At 69.0% G+C, this 19,613-nt stretch carries 22 protein-coding genes; 13 read left to right on the top strand and 9 right to left on the bottom strand.

Translation table 11 applies throughout. From position 1 onward, the window contains the following. Positions 1-61 precede the first annotated feature (61 nt). From ACFYOS_RS31560 to ACFYOS_RS31550, 3 genes are read right to left on the bottom strand one after another with little or no spacing between them, the layout of a single operon-like run. Positions 62-820, bottom strand: a complete 759-nt coding sequence (locus tag ACFYOS_RS31560; RefSeq protein ID WP_387149415.1) for a tRNA(His) guanylyltransferase Thg1 family protein — start codon at positions 818-820, stop codon at positions 62-64. A 2-nt stretch (positions 821-822) separates the two neighbouring features. Then, positions 823-1,290: an AAA family ATPase gene (locus ACFYOS_RS31555; protein WP_387149413.1), complete on the bottom strand. Its 468-nt coding sequence runs from the start codon at positions 1,288-1,290 to the stop codon at positions 823-825. A gap of 46 nt (positions 1,291-1,336) precedes the next feature. Next, positions 1,337-2,206, bottom strand: a complete 870-nt coding sequence (locus ACFYOS_RS31550; RefSeq protein WP_387149410.1) for an NAD(P)-dependent oxidoreductase — start codon at positions 2,204-2,206, stop codon at positions 1,337-1,339. A gap of 232 nt (positions 2,207-2,438) precedes the next feature. Between ACFYOS_RS31550 and ACFYOS_RS31545 the strand changes: the two genes are divergently transcribed. Both ACFYOS_RS31545 and ACFYOS_RS31540 read left to right on the top strand, forming a co-directional pair. Beyond that, positions 2,439-3,086: a DUF2461 domain-containing protein gene (locus ACFYOS_RS31545; protein ID WP_387149407.1), complete on the top strand. Its 648-nt coding sequence runs from the start codon at positions 2,439-2,441 to the stop codon at positions 3,084-3,086. 198 nt (positions 3,087-3,284) lie between these two features. After that, a complete protein-coding gene (locus ACFYOS_RS31540) occupies positions 3,285-4,442 on the top strand; it encodes a hypothetical protein (RefSeq protein ID WP_387149404.1) in 1,158 nt (385 codons plus the stop codon). Positions 4,443-4,593: 151 nt separating this feature from the next. Here the strand turns inward: ACFYOS_RS31540 and ACFYOS_RS31535 are convergent, their stop codons facing one another. The 5 genes from ACFYOS_RS31535 to ACFYOS_RS31515 form a co-directional block, all read right to left on the bottom strand. Beyond that, entirely contained in the window at positions 4,594-5,124 is a 531-nt protein-coding gene (locus ACFYOS_RS31535; RefSeq protein WP_387149402.1) for a hypothetical protein, read from the bottom strand. Between the two features lie 844 nt (positions 5,125-5,968). Next, on the bottom strand, positions 5,969-6,187 hold the full coding sequence (locus tag ACFYOS_RS31530; RefSeq protein ID WP_387149400.1) for a hypothetical protein: 219 nt from the start codon (positions 6,185-6,187) through the stop codon (positions 5,969-5,971). A gap of 153 nt (positions 6,188-6,340) precedes the next feature. After that, positions 6,341-7,024, bottom strand: a complete 684-nt coding sequence (locus tag ACFYOS_RS31525) for a hypothetical protein (protein ID WP_387149397.1) — start codon at positions 7,022-7,024, stop codon at positions 6,341-6,343. Positions 7,025-7,187: 163 nt separating this feature from the next. Continuing rightward, positions 7,188-7,427 (bottom strand): alpha/beta hydrolase, encoded by a 240-nt coding sequence (locus ACFYOS_RS31520; protein WP_387149395.1) that lies wholly within the window; start codon positions 7,425-7,427, stop codon positions 7,188-7,190. A gap of 125 nt (positions 7,428-7,552) precedes the next feature. After that, a complete protein-coding gene (locus tag ACFYOS_RS31515; protein ID WP_387149392.1) occupies positions 7,553-8,005 on the bottom strand; it encodes a DUF5709 domain-containing protein in 453 nt (150 codons plus the stop codon). Between the two features lie 181 nt (positions 8,006-8,186). Between ACFYOS_RS31515 and ACFYOS_RS31510 the strand changes: the two genes are divergently transcribed. From ACFYOS_RS31510 to ACFYOS_RS31500, 3 genes are all read left to right on the top strand, one after another. Next, positions 8,187-8,324 carry a hypothetical protein gene (locus tag ACFYOS_RS31510; RefSeq protein WP_387149390.1) on the top strand — a complete coding sequence of 46 codons (138 nt, stop codon included), beginning with the start codon at positions 8,187-8,189 and terminating at the stop codon, positions 8,322-8,324. A gap of 391 nt (positions 8,325-8,715) precedes the next feature. Continuing rightward, positions 8,716-9,105 (top strand): rhodanese-like domain-containing protein, encoded by a 390-nt coding sequence (locus tag ACFYOS_RS31505; protein WP_387149388.1) that lies wholly within the window; start codon positions 8,716-8,718, stop codon positions 9,103-9,105. Between the two features lie 181 nt (positions 9,106-9,286). Then, positions 9,287-9,658, top strand: coding sequence for a VOC family protein (locus ACFYOS_RS31500; RefSeq protein ID WP_387149385.1), 372 nt, complete (start codon positions 9,287-9,289; stop codon positions 9,656-9,658). A 678-nt stretch (positions 9,659-10,336) separates the two neighbouring features. Here the strand turns inward: ACFYOS_RS31500 and ACFYOS_RS31495 are convergent. Beyond that, positions 10,337-11,002: a YoaK family protein gene (locus tag ACFYOS_RS31495; RefSeq protein ID WP_387149382.1), complete on the bottom strand. Its 666-nt coding sequence runs from the start codon at positions 11,000-11,002 to the stop codon at positions 10,337-10,339. Between the two features lie 288 nt (positions 11,003-11,290). Between ACFYOS_RS31495 and ACFYOS_RS31490 the strand changes: the two genes are divergently transcribed. The 8 genes from ACFYOS_RS31490 (at position 11,291) to ACFYOS_RS31455 (ending at position 19,337) form a co-directional block, all read left to right on the top strand. Then, on the top strand, positions 11,291-12,004 hold the full coding sequence (locus ACFYOS_RS31490; RefSeq protein ID WP_387149379.1) for a TenA family transcriptional regulator: 714 nt from the start codon (positions 11,291-11,293) through the stop codon (positions 12,002-12,004). Positions 12,005-12,098: 94 nt separating this feature from the next. After that, a complete protein-coding gene (locus ACFYOS_RS31485; RefSeq protein WP_387149376.1) occupies positions 12,099-12,476 on the top strand; it encodes a Rieske (2Fe-2S) protein in 378 nt (125 codons plus the stop codon). Between the two features lie 7 nt (positions 12,477-12,483). Next, complete coding sequence (locus ACFYOS_RS31480) at positions 12,484-13,704, top strand: NAD(P)/FAD-dependent oxidoreductase (RefSeq protein WP_387149374.1); 1,221 nt, start codon at positions 12,484-12,486, stop codon at positions 13,702-13,704. Next, positions 13,701-15,137: an aldehyde dehydrogenase family protein gene (locus ACFYOS_RS31475; RefSeq protein WP_387149371.1), complete on the top strand. Its 1,437-nt coding sequence runs from the start codon at positions 13,701-13,703 to the stop codon at positions 15,135-15,137. Before ACFYOS_RS31480 ends, ACFYOS_RS31475 begins: the two co-directional genes overlap by 4 nt. Next, complete coding sequence (locus ACFYOS_RS31470; RefSeq protein ID WP_387149368.1) at positions 15,134-15,541, top strand: Rieske (2Fe-2S) protein; 408 nt, start codon at positions 15,134-15,136, stop codon at positions 15,539-15,541. Before ACFYOS_RS31475 ends, ACFYOS_RS31470 begins: the two co-directional genes overlap by 4 nt. A 5-nt stretch (positions 15,542-15,546) precedes the next feature. Further along, positions 15,547-17,160, top strand: coding sequence for a gamma-glutamyltransferase (locus ACFYOS_RS31465; protein ID WP_387149365.1), 1,614 nt, complete (start codon positions 15,547-15,549; stop codon positions 17,158-17,160). Beyond that, on the top strand, positions 17,153-17,605 hold the full coding sequence (locus ACFYOS_RS31460) for a RidA family protein (RefSeq protein WP_387149362.1): 453 nt from the start codon (positions 17,153-17,155) through the stop codon (positions 17,603-17,605). Before ACFYOS_RS31465 ends, ACFYOS_RS31460 begins: the two co-directional genes overlap by 8 nt. Before the next feature lie 943 nt (positions 17,606-18,548). Then, positions 18,549-19,337 (top strand): class I SAM-dependent methyltransferase, encoded by a 789-nt coding sequence (locus ACFYOS_RS31455; protein WP_387149359.1) that lies wholly within the window; start codon positions 18,549-18,551, stop codon positions 19,335-19,337. The last annotated feature ends 276 nt before the right edge of the window (positions 19,338-19,613 follow it).

The following is a 19,613-nucleotide window of genomic DNA, read 5'->3' as shown; positions in this document are numbered from 1 at the left end:
GCGGGCCGCCCAGTCAATAGATTCCGATCGGCCGCAACCACATGAAAGAAATTTCCAAGCGCTACCGCTGGCCGGTGGCGAGGGCGGTGACGAGCTGCCGGTAGGCGTCCTTCTCCGGTAGTTCGCGTTCGGTCCTGGTGCGGCGACGGGTGGTGACGACGGGGGTGCCGCGTACGGGATCGAAGCCTGGATGTTCGGCGGTTTCCCGCCAGAGTCCGACGCCACGCCGCTGCCAGCTGGGAAGGTCGTCGAAGGTGATGCCGTGGCGGAGCAGCAGCGTTGTCTTGTCCGCCGTGCCGACCCCTTGCATCGTGTGGCTGGCCTGCCGAGGCGACTGGCCGGTCTTGCGGAGGGCCCAGTAGCACCAGCCGTTGAGCGCGCTGCGAGTGGCGTCGGACTGCCGCCACGAGAAGTAGTCGGCGACATCCTCGACACCGACTCCGACCCAGAGGCGGGAGTCGAAATGAGCCGCCTCGGCGGCCGCCTGGGTGAACGCCGCGGCGGCGATACCTGCCGAGATCGACACGAGCTTCTCCACGCCGCGCCCGAACAGGTCGGAGGCTGGGTCGAGCAAGATCGATATTTCGTCGCTCGCGGTGTAGGCGTAGCGAGCACCCAGCTCCGTCAGCAGCGTTTGGGCGGTGACCACCATCAGGTCGCAGAACCGGGCGTCGAACGGCTTGTCGAAACGCTGCTCGGTGAGTCGGGAGAAGCCACGCCCGTCGACCCTGATCACGGTCCAGGCGCCCGGGAGCACCCGCAGCGAGTGGAAGGACTCCCGGGCCCGCTGCCGGGCCTCGAACTCCTCCGCGTGCACCACGGTCAACCTTCCATCGGCGCTACCTGGAACCCGCCGCTGCCATCGAACCGGACTTCGTACAACCGGTCGAAGCCGTCGTCCTGCCGAGGGCAGCGCAGCCGCTTGAGCGTGTCGTACAGTCCAACGTCCGGCACCCGGGCTCGGTTCTCCCGCGCGGAGTTGCGGACGAGCACCGCCGGCAGATCGGGCGGAAACCAGTAGCCGACCGTCAGGGCGCCGTGGGCACGGGCAGCCTCGATCAGCGGTTGCCACTCCCGAGGTGACGGATTGGTGTTGTCCACCACGACGCACCGTCGCCCAGCCAGGGCCTCGTTGACCATACGCATCTGACGACGCTGACGGTGGCGGGCATTCGGAAAGTCGTCCTTGCTGACCGCCACATGACTGTCAGTCAGCATGCGGCGGCGGAACGTCGTCTTGCCCGACGCCTGCAGACCGATGAGGATCGCCACTTCCAGCCGATCAGCCAAAGCCCGCCTCCGGACGCGTCGCCGCTGTCGACAGCACGGCCATGTCTCATGCTGATCGGGCCGTGTTGGTGATGTGCGCGAGTACGGCCGAGTAGTCCCGGTCGCCGAGGCCGGCTTCCTGGGCTGCCGTGAGCCACTGCCCGGCGGCTGCCGCGACCGGCAGGTCGACGCCTGTCGACTCGGCGGCAGACACGATCAGGTCGACGTCCTTACGGGCGAGTGACAGCGCGAACCGGCGCGGAAATCGACCGGACTCGATCGCGGGCCGTCGCCGATCCGCCTGCGAGCCGACCGGAGTCGCGGACAGGACCTCGAACGCCGTGTTCCGCGGCAGACCAAGCCCATCCGCGAGCGCGAGCGCCTCGCCGAGGACAGCGAGCACCCCGAAGAGGGTCGAATTGGCGACCAGTTTGGCGGCCGCGCCGGCACCGAGCGGTCCGACATGCATCGGCGACCCAAGCGCGGCCAGCACCGGCATCCACCGTTGGGCAAGCAGCTCCGGCCCGCCGACGAATATCCGCAGCGAACCCGACTCGGCCTCCGAGATGCTGCCCAGCACCGGCGCATCGAGCAGGCCGACACCATCCGGCAGCATCGCGGCCAATCGTCGTACGGCGGCCGGCCCGACCGTGGACATCTCAAGGAGTGTCGTCGGCGCGGTAGCACCGGCGACGATCCCCTGCGGGCCCTCGGCCACCTGCTGGAGCGCGGCCGGGTCGGACAGCATCGTGATGACCAGGCTGGCGCGGCGGGCTGCCTCTGCCGGACTGTCGGCAGCGACCGCGCCACGTGCCACAAGATCGCTGGTCCGCTGCGGTGTGCGGTTCCAAACAACGAGGTCATGGCCGGCATCGAGCAACTGGCCCGCCATCCGGCTGCCCATCCCACCCAGACCGATCACAGCGATGCTTGCCATGACCCCATCCTGCCAACTTCACCGGGCAATCAGTGCGTAAGCGGCCATCGTCTCCACGAACCGCTCTGGATCGTCGAGCCAGGAAAGGTGGCGCGGTCGAGGGCTGGGACGGCGACCTGCACGCACGACTTCGCGTCAGCACGGTCGCGGGGGTGCGTCGCGCTCGCCGCTGCGGTCAGGGCCGTGCTGAACCATCCCGCCGACTACGGGTCCGCGCGATACCCTCGGCGTCATGGTGTTCCGGGGATGGCCGGCTGAGGCTCTGGAGTTCTACGAGGGACTTGCGGCCGACAACTCAAGGACCTACTGGACTGCGCACAAGGCGATCTACGACGACAAGGTGCACGCTCCGATGACTGAGCTGCTCGCCGAGCTGGAGCCTGAGTTCGGCGAGGGCAAGATTTTCCGGCCACATCGAGACGTCCGGTTCAGCGCCGACAAATCACCGTACAAAACCGCGATCGGGGCGGTGCTCGAGCACCGCGGGTACGTCCAGCTCTCCGCCGACGGCCTCGCCGCCGGCAACGGGATGTGGATGATGGCCACCGACCAACTGGAGCGGTACCGCCGGGCGGTGGCCGGCGAGGCCAGCGGCGGAGAGCTGCAAAAGATCATTGCGGAGATTGAACGCCACCGGATCGAGGTCGGTGGCCGCGAGACGCTCAAGACCGCGCCGCGGGGCTATCCGCGCGACCACCCGCGGGCCGATCTGCTCCGAAACAAGGGCTTGGTTGCCTGGAAAGAGTGGCCGGTCGCCGGCTGGCTGGGTACGGCCGCGGCCAAGCGGCGGATCGTGGAGTTCCTCCACACGACACGGCCGCTCGGCGACTGGCTCGATCGGCATGTCGGACCTGCCACGATGCCAGCACGGGAGCGATGAGACCGGCCCGCAACCCAGCCGGTGAGTGAAATCAATCACCGAGCGTAACCAGAGACTCTGCCACGGTCACGGACCATACTGGGCGACCAGTTGTCTGTGGGCGCGTGCACAAGCAACCGCGGGTCCTGGTCGGCGCTGCACCGCCAGCGATCGTCCGACGAAAGCGTCCCCAAACCCCCGAAGCGGCAAGGAGACGGCATGATCAAGACGCGACTTGCCGCGTCGCTGCTCGCTGCCCTCTGCGCGGCGGCGATCGGTTTCACCGCTGCGACCACGACGACGTTCAGCCGGGTCTTGATGAACAACGGGCCCGGGGCACCGGCGTCCGACGATACGGCAGCCCATTGCGGAGCCGGCTGTGCGCTGTTCGACAACGCGGCCGCCCTGCGCCAGCCGAACACGTCAGCGTTCCCCGCCGCCATCGGCTCGCACGCCGAAAGCACCTCGGTCATCTGGAACGGGCAGTACCTCATGTACTACCGGACATTCGTCAGCCCCGCTGGGACCACCTGTCCCATTCCGCAGGGGGTGGCGCTGGCGACGTCCGCCGACGGCGGTGGCACCTGGACCCCGGTGAACGGAGGGCGCCCGTTGCCGGCCCTGCAGACGGTCCAGGACGGTCAGAGTTGCAGTTTCGATGACAGCGTCCAGAGCACGTGGGTCTACGCGCCGGACGTTATCGCCGATGGATCCCGCCTCGTCATGGTGTTCGAGCAGCGTGACCACAACCCGAACTACCTCGGCCCGGGGCAGGGGCGAAGTCTGCACTCCATTCGATACGTCACTAGCGCCAACGGGCTTGACTGGTCGAACAGCACTCTTCTTGTCGGACCCGGAGCGGTCGGTGCGTGGGACGACGAGGTGGGGACACCCGATATCGAAAAGGACGGGACCGGCTTCCTCCTGACGTTTCACGGGCACGACTCAACCGGGCGGTTGAAGCAGACGCGCGCGGTGGTTCGGCTCGACACCCTGGCCGGCGAGTACACCGGCGCCCGTTCGAAGATCATCCTGTCGTCGACCCCGGGCTGGGCCAACTATGGCGTCGGTATGGCGGACATGACCCGCGAACCGGATGGCTACTGGTACATGGTCTTCGAGGCCTTTTCTGGCGCCAGCGGAGCCTGCGGTCGCACCGACACCAGGACGGTGGTCGGCATCGCCCGGAGCGCCGACGCCCGGACCTGGTCGGTGCGACAGGCGCCGTTGATCAATGGCCGGGACGGGCTCAGTTGCGGTTGGGACATGCCATCCTGGCAGGTCCTCGGCGGTGTTCGAGGGATCGTAACGCCCAACGACCCGCCTGAGGGTGCCAGCCTGGTGCGCTGGGACATCATCGAGCCGCCGTCATCGTGATCGAGGGCGGTTGAGCAGGTAGGCGGGGCCAAGCCGGCGACAACCCCCAGCCGCTGGCCCCGCTCGACGCCATCGGCACCGACGAACAGGTAGGGCGAGAGTCGGCGGCCGAAGACGTCTGACCAGGCGCGGCGCCGCGGCTTCCCGGCCGTCACGCGGTCCCGTCGCTGCCGGGGCGGCCTGCGTCCGACGCCGGGCCCGTCCGCTGGCGGGCCACGTAGAGCAGGTGGTCGAGGGCTGCCCGCGACCTGCCCGTCGCCGTGGCGATCACCCCGAGCGAGTCGGCGTGGCCGCGACCGGCCAGGTCGTCGAAGACCGCGAGGAGGTCGGACTCGAAGCCGTCCGCGGTCGCACCCCGCACCTGGGCCAACTCGGCGAGCCGGCCCTCGATGTAGCGGCGCACCATCACCTGGTACGCCCCGACGCTCGGCATGTCGTGGAACTCGGCCACCATGTCGTCGACCTGCCGGCCCGTCCGGTGCACGACCGCCGACGTGATGCCGCGGGCCCGGACGTCGGGCGTCGCGTCGTCGGTGATGCGGATGACGACCTCGTCCGGACCGTTGATTCCGCGCGATCCGGTCTCGGTGTGCCAGCGGGCGGTGACGACGAAGCCCTCGTCCCGGCGGGACAGTTCAGCGGGCTGGTCGGGCACAGCGTGGAGGCGATTCTCCTGGGACATGCATTCCTCTTTCCGGTGCCTCGTGGGCACCTGTCCGGGGGCTGACCTCGTTCTGTCAGGGCCGGCGGGTCAGGCTCGTCCGCCGCTGGATGCTGCGGCTCCAGTGCGGTCGACTCGCCAGCGAGCGCCGCATCCAAGTCGGCGTCGCCGCTCAGCGCGGCGAGGACCACCTTGGCGGTGTCATCGGGTACGCGGCCGGCGGCGCGTCGGTTGACGATCAGCTCGACGAGGGGTTCGCTGCGCTTCATCGGGCCTCCGCTTCGAGCAGCTGGCGAGGGCATGTGGTGCCACCTTCCCGGCTCCATGTGGGCCGGCTGCAGGTGGTGGTGCCGCGACGGTGGGTGACTGCCTTATCTGTTGATCGGCGGTCGCGCCAGCAATGCAACGTGCCGGTCGCACAGAGCTCGCAGCCTCGGGGTAAAACGAACGCGAGCCGGTCGCCGTGCATGATCGGCGCGCCGAGGCGCCGAGATTCGACTCGCTGCTGACCGTCACCCTCGGCGGCAACTCGGACGCCGGAACCGCGCTCATCCTCGTACCCGAGAGGCGGGAAGACCTTCGGCGGCGCTGCCGCAGGTCGCCGGCGGCGCTCGACCCGGCGGGGATTCGGCGCTCGACAAGCTCGCGGAGGTGGCGGCAGGAAGCTCGTGGCGGTCGAGTGGATGAGCCTGGACGGGGTGGCGCAGACTCGGGGACGGGCCGCGCGATATTGCCGTGCGGCCCGTCCGCCTTGTGGTCGGCGCGGTCAGATCTGCACCCACGACCCGAACGAGCCGACCGCGGTCTGCTGACACACCCCGGATTCGGTGTCCGAGCCGGTCTTGGCGTAGATCGCGATCGTGCCCTAGACCCCGTGTACCGCGGTGGGGGCACCGGCGATGCCGCCGCCGTTGGTGCCGATGGAGATCCAGCGCTGCGGGGACAGGGTGTGGTCGCCGCCATCCAGGCGCTGTTCGAACTTGTCTGGTCCAGTGGCACCACGCTGGAGGATTCGCCCACCACCGACGACGACGGCCTCACCGCCGCCGACCGGGAACTGCTCCGGCTGCTGACGCAGGGGCACACCGACGAGTCCGCGGCACGCAAAGCTTGGCCCGTCGCTGCGTACCGTCCGGCGCACCGTGTCCAGGCTGATGGAGCGCCTGGACGCACGCAGCAGGTTCCAGGCAGGCGTGTACGCCACCCGCCGGGGGTGGCTGTGAGCAGGCGAGCGGATCTACTTGGCCGGCCTTGCTTCGTAGACCCGTGTCGCGGCTCGCCACAACGCGACGCTGAGGGCAAGCATCCACAGGATGAACAGGCCGACGCCGACCAGTGACGAGTTCCCCTCTGCCGTGCGACCGAGGACGCTGAAGATGGATCCGAGCAGGAACACGGCGGCTGCGGCCATACCCGCGATGCCCAGCCATTTTGGCAGCAGGTGGGTGCGCAGCATGGCCAGCGAGGACGTCGCGGTGAGCGCGGTGATGGTCCACACGACCGGTGTGCGTCCCTGCAGTTCGTTCAACGCAAGAACCGCCCCGGTTTGGTTGCTGTCGGCCACGCCAACTAGAGCGGTCTCGGCGGCCAGGGACAGGAAACCCATCGCGATGAACGCGGTGCCGGAGATCAGCACCGCCGTGGCCATGGTCTCCTGCCCGGACCGCCAGATGACCGGCACCAGCGCAGCGAGGAAGACAACGACGGCCAGGAGCGCGAGCCCGACGGCGACCTCGCTGCCCAAGAGAGTCCCACGGTGATCGGTGTCGTATGCGGCGACGGCCGCCGCCGTGGATGCATCGGACCCGAAGCCTTGCAGCAGGCGGTGGACGACATAGAGCAGGTCGAATGCCAGGCCGCCGATGGCAGCCGTACGCAGGGCTTGCCCCTGCGCCGCGTCGCGAGTGATGTCAACGGCCATCGGATCATGATGCGACAGGCGATGCGCCGGCGCAGCCCCGTAGACAGGATCGAGCAATTTCGACGACGCCGATCGATTCGGATGCCCTCTGAGTCTGCTTTGCGCACCGCTTCGGGTCCTCCGAATCGAGATGTGGATGAGGATGAGCCGAGGTTGTGCCGCATCAGTGCAGGGTCGTGGTGAAGAAGTCGACCACCATGGCGGTGATCTGCTCGGGTGTGGGCTCCTGACCAGGTGTGTTCAGGGTGTGGGCCGTCCCGCGGACTTCGACGAAAGTGGTGGGTACGCCAGCCGCGCGCAGCTGCTGGGCGAGAGTCTCGGACTGGCGGATGGGGACGTCGGTGTCGAGGTTGCCGTGCAGGATCAGGAACGGCGGTGCGCCCGGGCGGACGTCATCACCCACGGCCGGCGGTCGGGTCCCACGAGCAATGCCAGGAATGGCGCACGAACCATGACAGGTCCGCAACATACTCCACACGGCCTGTTTCCCTGTGTGCAAAATGGTGCGGCAAGTTCCCGCGGACGCGACTACATTTCCGTCCCGGACTGGTCGTAGGGCCCGTTGATCAGGTGCACGGCAGCCTCCTCGGCGCTCGCGCCGCCCCCGTCGATACCGACGTCCCTGGCCACGGAGTCCGCCTCGACGTCCTCCCCGAGCCCGTCGTTGATCTCGACGAGCCGCCCGGCGCGCAGGTCACGGTCGTAGCCGCGCCTGGTTAGTTCGTCCTCGTCACCGTAGGGGGCAGGATCATCGTCGATCGTGATGTCGGGCTCCTCCTCGGCGAGCCGCTGAGCGAGCGGCTCGCCCGCGTGCTGCTCCGCCTCCGTCGTCCCGAAGCGGTTGGCGCCCGCCCAGCGATCGGCCGCGCCGATCCCAACGTCCAGCGGGTCGGCCACACCGTCGATAAGCGTGTCTGAGCTGCTGAGGATGCCCTCGTCCTCGACGTCGTCGTACTGCGGAAGCTCAAAGTCGCCGCTCATATGAACCCTTTCAGGTCGGGCTGGAGGGATGGGCGTGATCGGCCAGACTGCCAGTTCAGGGGCGATGGCCCGACGCCGTCGACCTGCTGGCCACGGCGAAGACATATGATATGTCACTTTTCTCCGAGCGCCCAGATGCCTGACGCTTGGCGGAGTGTGATGACCGGAACAGATCCCGAGAGTGCTGTCGGCGCTCGACGGCGACCTGCTCGACGTCACCATCGCCAGTGACGGCACGAGTGGGCGTGTGGCTTTTGCTCATCATCGCTTCGATATTTCGGACGTCAATGGCACGGGCAGGGGTGACGGCGCTGCTTGATCACCTGCACGGTCATGCCGCCGACCGGTCGCACGACGACCGGAACCGATGAGGGTACACCCTCGTAGCTGACGACCCCCGCAGGTCATCCCGCCGACAGTAGGACGATCCCTCGGGCGTGGAACCGTGGACTTAGGTACGACGCCGTCTGTCGCCTACGCGATTGCCAAGGTACCGAGACCAGCGCGATGCTGTTTTCGGCAGGTAGTCCCAAGACTCATGCGTACGGCGGTCGAAGGGGGCGCTGTCTCGGCGACCGACGGGGGCATGGTCAGCCGTTGAGTGATCTAAAGCCTTCGTGTTCCTACGAACCGTCGTTCTGTACTGAGCATGGATGTTTCGTCGCCCTTCTTCCGATCAAGTAAGGAAGTCCCTAGAGATAGGTACGACCATGGCGATTACCGTTCAGCAGCTGGTGGCACAGGCCAAGAGCCAGATCCGCAACCTGTCGGTGGACGAGGTCGCGCGCGAGCTTGAGTCCGGCTCCGTGACGCTCGTCGACATCCGCGAGCCTGACGAGGTGCAGCGTGACGGAGCTCTCCCTGGCGCGGTTGCGGCGCCTCGAGGGATGTTGGAGTTCTGGGCCGACCCAGCAAGCCCCTACCACCGCCCGGAATTCGACCCGACTGCCCGAACAATCCTCTATTGCGCATCGGGCGGTCGGTCGGCACTGGCGGTCCGGGCCCTGCAGGGTCTCGGCTATACCGATGTCGCGCATCTCGATGGTGGGTTGAAGAGCTGGAAGGAGCAAGGTCGGCCCATTACCCACCAGGCACCGTGAAATCGGACCTGACCACCGTCCTCATCCGCCGCGAGTGGTGCGGTGAGCCCGGTATGGCTTTCAAGCGCGACCTACCGAGCGTTTACTGGCCACGCTGGCCCTGCCGATCCAAGAGATTCCTGGCAGACGGCCGGAAGCTGGAGGGCAGCGAACTGTCGTACCCGCGTCCTACGGTGGGACGATGGACTGGAAGATCGAACTCATTCCCGTTCCGGTGACCGATGTCGACCGGGCCAAGGCGTTCTACCAGAGGGTGGGATTCAACGCCGACCACGACCACAGGGTGCACGAAGGCCTGCGGTTCGTTCAGCTGACACCACCCGGCTCGGCTTGCTCCATCGTGATCGGCGACGGCATCACCGAAAAGACGCCCGGCACGCAAGAGATCCAGGCCGTGGTCGCCGACGCCGCGGCGGCGCGCAGGCAACTGCTCGACGCCGGCGTCGATGCGAGCGAGGTCGAGGTGCAGCCGTGGGGCAACTTCGTCTACTTCCGCGATCCCGACGGAAATACCTGGTCGCTGCAGGCGATCGAGTCGCGCCCCAACGGCTGAGTGACGCGCTCGCATCTCGGCTGGCTCCCGGCCCGGTCAAGCTCGTTTGCCGCCGACCGCGCAGTGTCCGGCGGGCCAGTTGGCAACGGATTCTCAGAGCCGAGGTGCGCATCGGCGAGCGGCCGGAAAAAGAACCCGTCGCCTATGAATGTCTGTTGGCGGCCAGTTGGAAATCCCCATGCGCGGCCAGTTGGTGGGGATCTATCTGGCCGTCACGGCTTACCGACGATGACGAGCCTCGGCGACCGGTTAACCTCGCTGACGTGAGTTTCAGCGCGTACGCCCGTCAGGTGCGTGATCCGGGCTTGCCCTACCAGCGGCGGGTATCGGCGCTGCGCAACGGGCTGCGGTCCACGCACTGACGTTCTGGCAACGTGATCGCCTCCCCGCCCTGCTGACACCGGACGATCCGATCGCGGCGCAGGTCAGCTACTGCTCGACACGTGCGTGGCGGCCGGCGGGGCACTGACGACGCAGGACCAGCGCCTCCTGATCGCCGCCGTCGAAGCGCTCCACGAACGCATCCAGCCCGACCTTTGGCGAGACGACCAGGCGGCCTACTTCCGAGCGTCGGACCTGCTGCAGGTTGGCCGGTACGTCGAAATCGCAGCCGATGCCGCATAGGCGAGGCCCCTTGGCCCAGCGATCACGCTGTGCGGTGGCTCCGCTGGCGGACAGTCAGCGATGATCGGGGTCGGGGTCGGGTGCCGACTGGATCGCCGCGACGGCCGCGGTCAGGACGATGCCGAGGCTTCCCAGCTGCACCAGAGGTGCCCACGCGGGCGCGTGCACCGCGAGCAACCCGCCGAGCGCCGCGCCCGCGACGAGCCCCAGCAGGGTGAGAACACTCTGCGCAACGTCGCGCAGTCGGTGCCCGGAGGTGAGTCGCGCGATCACGGTGGTGAGCGTCCCGGTGAGGTAGGTGGTCGACAGTCCCGCCACGCCGAAGCGCTGCACGGTGCTGCTCTGGATGCCGAGCGCCACCGCGTTGAGAACGAGCAACGACAGCTGCAGCTGTCCCGACGGATGGGCGCCGCTCCACCACCAGCCCACCGCGTACGCCGCGAGCACCACGCCCTCGACGGCGAGCGCGCGGGTCACCGCCCGTGGCCAGACCGGGTCGTCGGGCCTCGGCGTGCCGGCGATGCGCGTGCCGAGCGAGCAGCCGAGGACGAAACTGCCGATCGCCGCGCCGGTGTGTACGGCCAGGGCGCCGTCGGCCCCGGCAGCGGCGATTCCGAGCAGAACCATGTTTCCGGTCATCACGCTGGTGAAGGCGCCGCCGAGTGCCAGGAACCCGATCGCGTCGGTGGCCCCGCTGTTCACCGCCAGCACGACGGCCATGGCTTCTCGCCAGCGACGCCGCCGGTCGCTGCTTTGCGAACCCAGCGACGGGGTCCACCGGAGTCCGCGCGGGTACGCGCTCTTGGTCGTGGGCATTAGCCAACGATGGCAAATCGGCCGACTGGAAGCCGTGGGCTGGTTGCACAGAAGACTACGGCGAAGGATGTGCATCTTGACCGTGGGGCGCTGGTCGTCGGCTCCCTAGCGTTGGTGACACCCCACAGACTCCGTGGCGTTACGCGGAGCTGCCGGGACCGCCCCGACGCATCAGAGAGAGAGGCGACAAAGATGACCGAGTTGCTCTCCCGGGACAACTTCCGCGCTGCCCTCGAGGACGCGATCAAGGGCAGGGAGGCCAAGAACGCGTCGTTCAGCCAGGCTTGGGCCGATGGCAAGCTGCAGCGGCACCACTTCGCCCGCTGGGCGGAGAACCACTACCACTACGTGGGCCCGTTCGCCGACTACCTGGCCTACGTCTACGCCAACACCCCCGACAGCTGCACGGACGCCAAGGACTTCCTGCTGCAGAACATGTATGAGGAGGAACTGGCCGACATTCGCCACACGGACCTGCTGATCCGCTTCGCCGAGGCGTGCGGGACGACGCGGGAGCGGATCGAGGACCCGAACAACATGAACGCCGTGACCCGCGGCCTGCAGGCGTGGTGCTACGCCACGGCCATGCGGGAGCATTTCGCGGTGGCGACCGCGGCACTGGTCGTGGGGCTGGAGTCGCAGGTGCCGAGCATCTACAAGAAGCAGATCGTCCCGCTGCGCGAGGCGTACGGCTTCACCGAGGACGAGATCGAGTTCTTCGAGCTGCACATCACCTCCGACGAGGTACACGGCGAGCGTGGCTACCAGATCGTCCTGGACCACGCCAACACTCCCGAACTGCAGCAGCGATCGCTGCAGTTCGTCCGCTGGGGCGCGGAGATGCGCTTCTCCTACACCAAGGCGCTCTACGACACCTACGTGGCGCCGGACCTGGTCAGCGCCTGATCGGAGTCGCCGGACGGGTGGGTCAACTGTTGGCCCACCCCTGCGGCATATGCGGCCGAGTTCCGCAACCGTTGCCGACCTGGAGGGAGTCCACGTGAGCGAGCCCAACCCCGACGAGTGGGTGCTCGTCGCCGAGCTGTCCGAGCTCACGCGTCGCAAGAAGAAGCAGGTCATCGTCGCCGGCACGCCGATTGCGCTCTTCCTCGTGAACGGCCGGGTGTTCGCGTTGCATGACACCTGCGTGCACAAGCAGCGCTCCCTGAGCAAGGGGACGCTCTTGCACGGGCGGATCATCTGCCCCGGCCACCAGTGGTCCTTCGACCCGGCCACCGGCGAGGCGGTGGATCAGACCGAATGCCAGCCCACGCACGACGTCCGGGTGGAAGACGGCAAGATCTACGTCGACCCGCTACCGCGCAGCCGGCGCGCGGAGACCGGGGCCGCGGCGTACCCGGCCAGGGTTGCGGGGTGAGCCACCGATGACCAGGACCATAGTCACCATCGGTGCCGGTCAGGCTGCCGCCGTCGCCGCCCGTGCCCTGCGCCGACGCGGTTTCGACGGCCGGATCGAGCTGCTCGGTGCGGAACCGGAGGCGCCGTACCAGCGGCCGCCGTTGTCGAAGGAGTACCTCGCCGGCGACGACGACTGCGGCCTGGACCTGCTGTCGGAGCGATGGTGCGCCGCGAACGACGTGCACCTGCGGCTCGGCCAGCCGGCCGTGCGGATCCGGCCGGAGCGCGGGCTGGTCGAGTTGGCCGACGGCACGGAGGCCGCAGCGGACGCGGTCCTGCTGGCCACCGGTGGGAGCCCCCGCCGCCTCCCGGGCGTCGCAGGCGAGCGTGTCCACTACCTGCGCACCCGGCCGGACGCGGACCGCCTCCGCGCGGAGCTGCGTCCAGGCGTACGGGTGATCGTGATCGGCGCTGGTTTCATCGGTGCCGAGGTCGCCGCCACCAGCCGAGGCAGGGGCGCCGACGTCACGATGGTGGAAGCGCTGGAGGTGCCGCTGCAGCGCGTACTGGGCCGCGAGATCGGGGCAACCTGCGCGGCGATCCACCGCCGGCAGGGCGTCACACTGCGGCTGGGCGAGTCCGTCGAGTCCGTCGTCGAGACACCGTCCGGTGTCGTCGTCACCACCAGCGGCGGCCGCATCGAGGGCGACCTGGTCGTGGTGGGCATCGGCATCACGCCGAACACCGCCGTGGCCGAGCGGTCCGGCCTCGCCGTCGACAACGGCATCCCCGTCGACGAGTACTGCCGGACCGCGGTGCCGAACGTGTACGCCGCCGGCGACGTGGCCAACCATTGGCATCCGCTGTTCGGAGAGCGGATCCGGGTCGAGCATTTCGACAACGCGAGCCGCCAGGCGACCGCCGCCGCCAACAACATGATCGGCCGGACCACCGTGTACGCGGACCCGCACTGGTTCTGGTCGGACCAGTACGACCACAACCTGCAGTACACCGGCCACGCGCCGGTCTGGGACGACCTGGTGGTGCGTGGCTCGGTCGAGGAGTGTGACTTCTCGGCGTTCTACCTGCGCGAAGGCCTGGTCCGAGCGGCGTTCGCCGTCGACCGCGGCGCGGACGTCCTGGTAGCCAAGGAACTGATCGCCGGACAGGTCAGCGTCGATCCCCGCATCCTCGCCGACGAGGACGTCGACCTGGCCGAACTGACAGCGTTGGAGGAGCAACTGTGAAGGGCAACTTCATCGGCGGCGAGTGGGCGGGCTCGGCCAGCGGGCGTACCCGCGAGCGGCGCAACCCGGCTGACGAGCGTGAGGTCGTCGCGGTTTTCCCGGATTCTGACGCGAAGGACGCCCACGACGCGGTGACCGCGGTGGCGGCGGGCTATCGGGAATGGGCGGAGCGCGGTCCGGAGGCGCGGGCGGCGGTGTTGCACAGGGCCGCGGACATCCTGGCCGCCCGCGCCGACGACCTGGCCCGGGAACTGGTCCGCGAGGAGGGCAAGACGCTCGCCGAGGCGCTCACCGAGACCCGCCGTACCCCGTCCAACCTCCGCTTCTACGCCGGTGAGGCGCTGCGGATCGCGGGCCGCACCTACGCCACGGGCGACGGCAGCCTCGTCTACACCTCCCGGGAGCCGGTCGGGGTCGTCGTGGCCATCACCCCGTGGAACTTCCCGCTGAACATCCCGTCCCGCAAGCTCGGCCCGGCCTTGGCGGCGGGCAACGGGGTGGTGTTCAAGCCGAGCGAGGTGACCCCGCTGATGGGGCAGCGGCTGGTGGAGGTGCTGCTCGAGGCGGGGGTTCCGGCCGGTGCGCTCGCCCTCGTGCAGGGTGGCGGCGAGGCGGGTTCGGCGCTGGTAGCGGATCCGCGGGTGGGTGCGGTGACCTTCACCGGCTCCTCCGACGTCGGGGCGGCCATCCACCGGGCGGTCGGGCCCAGCCAGCGCTGCCAACTGGAGATGGGCGGCAAGAACCCGGTGATCGTGCTGGAGGACGCCGACCTGGACCGGGCGGCCGACATCGTGGCCCGCGGGGCGTTCGGCCTCAGCGGCCAGGCGTGCACCGGCACCAGCCGGCTGATCGTCCACGATGCGGTGCACGACGCGCTCGTCGAGCGGGTGGTCGCACTCGCCCGCGCCCGCCGGGTGGGCGACGGGCTCGCCGACGGCGTGCAGATGGGTCCCGTCGCGACCCACGCCCAGCTGGACAAGACCCGGCACTACCTCAACCTCGCGCCGGCCGCCGGGGCACGCCTGCGCGCTGGTGACGAGCCGCTCGGCCCGGGCCTGGAACACGGCAACTTCGTCCGCCCGGCGGTCTTCACCGACGTCGACCCGTCGTCGCCGCTGGCGCAGGAGGAGATCTTCGGACCGGTCCTGGGTGTGCTGCGCGTGGACTCCTTCGACGACGCGATCAGCGTCGCCAACGACACGGCGTACGGCTTGTCGGCCGGGATCGTCACGCGCGACCTGGGCCGCGCGTTCGACTTCGCGCGGCGGGTCGACAGCGGCGTGGTCAAGATCAACCAGCCCACCACCGGCATGGCGATGAACGCCCCCTTCGGCGGGCTGAAGAACTCCAGCACCCAGACGTTCAAGGAACAGGCAGGGGAGACGATGATGCACTTCTACACCGTCGACAAGACCGTGTACGTGAGCTCATGAGCGCACCAGAGGCCACCGGCGCCCCCCAGGCAGGAGCGGAGCCGGGCACCAAGTTCGTCTGCGTCGCACGCTCAGGCCAGGTGCCCGACGGGTACGTCCGGCGCTTCTACGCCGACAGCCTGGAGCTGTGCGTCGCCCGCTTCGCGGGCAAGGCGTACGCGACGTCGAACTACTGCACGCACCTGGACTGCCTGCTGTCGTCCGGCAAGCTGGTCGACGACGGCATCGGCTGCTCCTGCCACGGCAGCGTCTTCGATCTCGAGACGGGCGAGCCGGTCTGTCCGCCCGCCACCGAACCGATCAAAACCTTCCCCGTGCGGGAAGAGGATGGGCAGATCTACGTGGGTGTGACGCCGGAGGACATCGCGACCGGCGGCCCGCGCCGACGCAAACCGGTGAGGTGACGGGCATGAGCAGGGACTGGCCGGCACCGACTCGGAATGCGGTCCTCGCCGGCGAACACATGGCGGTCTCGAGCCACCCGGCGGTCAGCGCCGCCGGTCACCGGGTGCTCGCCGCGGGCGGCACCGCGATCGACGCGACCGTGGCGATGGCCGCGATGTCCTGGCTGGCGCTGCCGGGCCAGTGCGGCGTCGGCGGCGACGCCTTCGCCGTGGTCCGCGAGCCGGACGGCTCGGTGTGGACCATCAACGGCAGCGGGTACGGGCCGGACGGCGGCGACCTGGAGTTCTACCGCGCGCAGGGCCTGTCCGCGGTTCCCCTCACCGGGGCGCTCGCCGTGGCGGCTCCGGGTGCGGTGGCCGCGATCGCCGCGCTGCACGCCCGTGGCGCGACGTTCAGCCTCCCCGAGTTGTGGGCGCCGGCGATCGCTGCGGCCGAACGCGGTCTGCCCTGCACCCGCAAAACCCGCGCGGACATCCTGGACCACGAGGCGCAGCTGCGCGCCGACGAGGGGGCCCGACGGACGTTCCTGCGCAACGATCGGGCGCCGCGGGTCGGCGAACGGCTCCCACAGCCGGAGCTCGCCGACTCGCTGCGGCGGCTGGCGGCCGAGCCCCGCGCTCTTTACAGCGGCGAGCTGGCGGATCGGGCGGTGGCCGCGCTGGCCGCGGCCGGCGCGCCGTTCAGCGGCGACGAGTTCGCCGCCTCCGGCGTTCCGCTCGCCGGCGAGGCGATCGCCGGGCGGTACGGCGACCTGGTCGTGCACACGACGCCGCTGCCCACGCCGGGCTGGATGGTGCTGCAGCAGGCGGCCGTCTGCGATGGGATGCTCTCCGGGCTGCCGCCGCTGAGCGTCGATGCGATCGGCTGGCTCGCCGGAGCGGCCCGGCAGGCCTTCCGTGACCGTTGGGATCGGTGCAGTGCCGGCACGGACGCCTGGCGGGCGCTGCTGCAGCCCGCGGCGGTGGCGGACGTGCGGGCGACGCTGGCCGCCGGACGGGGTCCGCTCGCGACGGCGGGACTGACGGTGGACGGGGACACCACGACGACCGTCGCGGTCGACGGCGACGGACGGGCGGTCAGCTTCATCCACTCGCTCGCCTTCACCTTCGGCGCCCGGATCACCATCCCGGGCACCGGCATCATGCTCAACAACCGGCTGGGGCGTGGCACCTACCTGATCGAGGACCACCCCAACCAGATCCGACCGCGGCGCCGTCCGCTGCACACCTGCCTTGCCTGGTTGGTGACCGACGCCGGGGGAGGCCTGCGGCACGTCGGCAACACGCCCGGCGGCGACGGGCAGGTGCAGTGGAACATGCAGGTGCTGTCGCACCTGATCGACCACGGCCTGGACCCGCAGGAGGCGGTCTCGGCGCCGCGGTTCACGGTGTTCCCGGGCAGCGACGCGGACGTGGTGGGGGCGCCCGACGAGCTCATCTGCGAGTCGCGGCTGGACGAGCGGACCCTCGCGGGGCTGCGCGCCGCCGGGCACCCGGTGCGGGTGGTCGGGCCGTGGGACGCGGGCGGCAGTGCGCTGGTGGTCTCGGTGGAGCAGCGGCTGGGCTGCCTCGTCGGTGGCGCCGACCCCCGCCAGGACGGGGTGGTGCTCGGTGGTTGAACCAGCCGGCCGGGGGACGTTGCCGACGCCCCCGGCCCCGCAGGGCCACTACGTGCCGGTGGTGGTGCACGCCGGCACCGCCTACACGGCGGGCATGACCCCGCGGGTGGACGGCCGGCTCGCCGTGCGTGGCCTGGTGGGCGCGGATCTGACCGTGGCCGAGGCACGGGCCGCAGCCGGCCTCGCGGCCAGCAATGCCGTCGCCGCGGTGGCCGACGCGGTCGGGGGACTGGACCGGGTGCGGCGGTGCCTGCGGTTGACCGTGTACGTCGCCTGCCGTGGCGACTTCACCCAGCACTCCGCCGTTGCTGACGGGGCCTCCGAGGTGCTGCGGGACTGGCTGGGTGAGCGCGGCGCCGTCGCGCGTTCGGCCGTCGGGGTGTCGAGTCTGCCGTCCGGCGCGCCGGTCGAGGTGGAGCTCACCTGCGCCGTAACCGCCGAATGAGCCCGTTCGGGGCAGGTTGTCGGCGTACGGGGCAACGTGCCCAACCGGGTACGGCCGAACGTGGGCAGGTCCATAACGACGTTCAGCGATTGATTCCGGAGGTCCAGTTCCCGTGCCGTTGATCCGGCCGTAGGATTCGACGACTACCGCTGTCCAAGTCGGGTCGAGATCCGATTACGGAGGGTGACTGGCCTGGCGGTCGAGTCGCCGCGCGCATCGCGGCATGAGCGCGCACCTGATCAAGCGGTCCTGGCGACCGCGCGCACCCGATCGGCGGCGTGAGCGAGCATTGGCGCAAAGCAGTCGTGGTTGCTAGCTGCAGCGTGCAGCGGGGAAGTCGTCAACCTCTCGTGTACCGCGGCCCGCTCTGAAAAGCGACTTAAGGTGCCGTAAGGGGTAGCTGGCGACGTCCGGGCGTGGGTGCGGCCCGTCGGGATCTACCACCAATGTGCTTCTGACAGTGATGCCGCCACGGCAGTCACGGATGACTCGCGTGGGCCCGCTTGCGGCCTCAGCGGCAAGGTCGATTCGCTCCTGAAGGGTCTCGGACCGGTCCTGATCCTCGTAGGCGAACCCGTGGCTCAAGTGCCCAGCGAAGGTGAAGCTGAAGACCTCCGCCCCGGAGTTGACTTGGACTGTGGCCACCCGCTCCGGCCAGCCGCGAGGGTGCAACTCGACCACCAGGTCCTCCTCCGGGACCCAGCCCGACAGGATGGTCCACTCGAAGCTTGGATGCCGAGCCATCTGACCGGGCACCAGAGCGGCGAGATCGGGGGTGTTCACGACTGAGAGTGAACCACGGTCCGCGACCGGTGGGTTCAATAGTTGTCACCCCGCCAGAACGTCCGCTCATCGACAGATCCGGTCGGCTCGTACGCGCTGTCGGCGGCAGAAGAGTGCCCAGGGGCATGGCACGCCGATTCGGCGTGATGGAATCTCGCGCATGACCGAACAGGAGCGCTACGGAGACTCTGTCCTCAGTCCTGGTTGGGAGTCAGAGCGCGATCGACTTGTCGCGATGGCAGCCGTTGCCGACGAGACCACCCGACGCATTCTCAGGGAGGTCGGCGTGCGCCGCGAATGGGTATGCCTCGAGGTCGGCGCGGGTGTCGGCTCCGTCGCATCCTGGCTCGCCGACGAGGTCCCGGACGGTTTGGTTGTTGCCACGGACATCGATACCCGGTGGCTCGAAGCCATCGCCAGATCTAACCTGCAGGTCCTGAGACACGATGTCGTGCGGGATCCGCTTCCCGAGGAGCACTTCGATCTTATCCACGCGCGGTTCGTGCTGGAACACCTTCCGGAACGCGATGCCATCCTGGACAAGCTCTGCCGATCGTTGAAGTCCGGTGGGGTGCTCGTCGTCGAGTCCATCGCCAGCTTTCCCCTCCAGTCCGGCACCGAGCCGGCCTTCCGAGATGCCATGCTCGCGGTCGAACGCGTCCTGGCGGAAACCATAGGCACCGACGCCGTGTGGCCAAGAAGGTTTCCACGGCCACTACAGGAACGAGGGCTGATCGACCTTGGCGCTGCGATGCACGTGCCGGTTACCGGTGCCCAGAACGCCTCATCGGCATGCTGGTCGCACACCCTGACGCAATTGCGGCCACGCATCGCTGCGAACCACCCAAGCACGCTTGCGTCAGTTGACGAGACACTGCGCCTGCTCGCGGATCCAACCTTCTACGACTTCGCCTTTGCGACAGCCATTGCCTGGGGACGCAAGAAGTAAACCGGTCGTCCCTCATCGAAATCTCCCACACACTCACATCGGCTACCTATTGACTGGTGGTACGACCGCAGCCCGGCCAGGCTTGGTCGAGGTGACCGGTGGGGTCGCTCTCATCGCGGCTGCCCACCGCAGGCTGGTGTGGCTCTCATCTGGCGTGCGCCCCGCCGGTCACCGCGGCGGTGAGAGGCTCAAGAGCGCCTCTGTGTGTCAACCCGTGCCGGTGGCGAGTTTGAGTTGATCTCTGGTGAGGTGCCGGTAAAGGACGTTGGTGAGGCG

The sequence above is a fragment of the Micromonospora sp. NPDC005806 genome, assembly GCF_042871425.1.
In the GTDB taxonomy this organism is placed as follows: domain Bacteria; phylum Actinomycetota; class Actinomycetes; order Mycobacteriales; family Micromonosporaceae; genus Micromonospora.
This window is presented reverse-complemented; position numbering and strand designations above follow the sequence as displayed.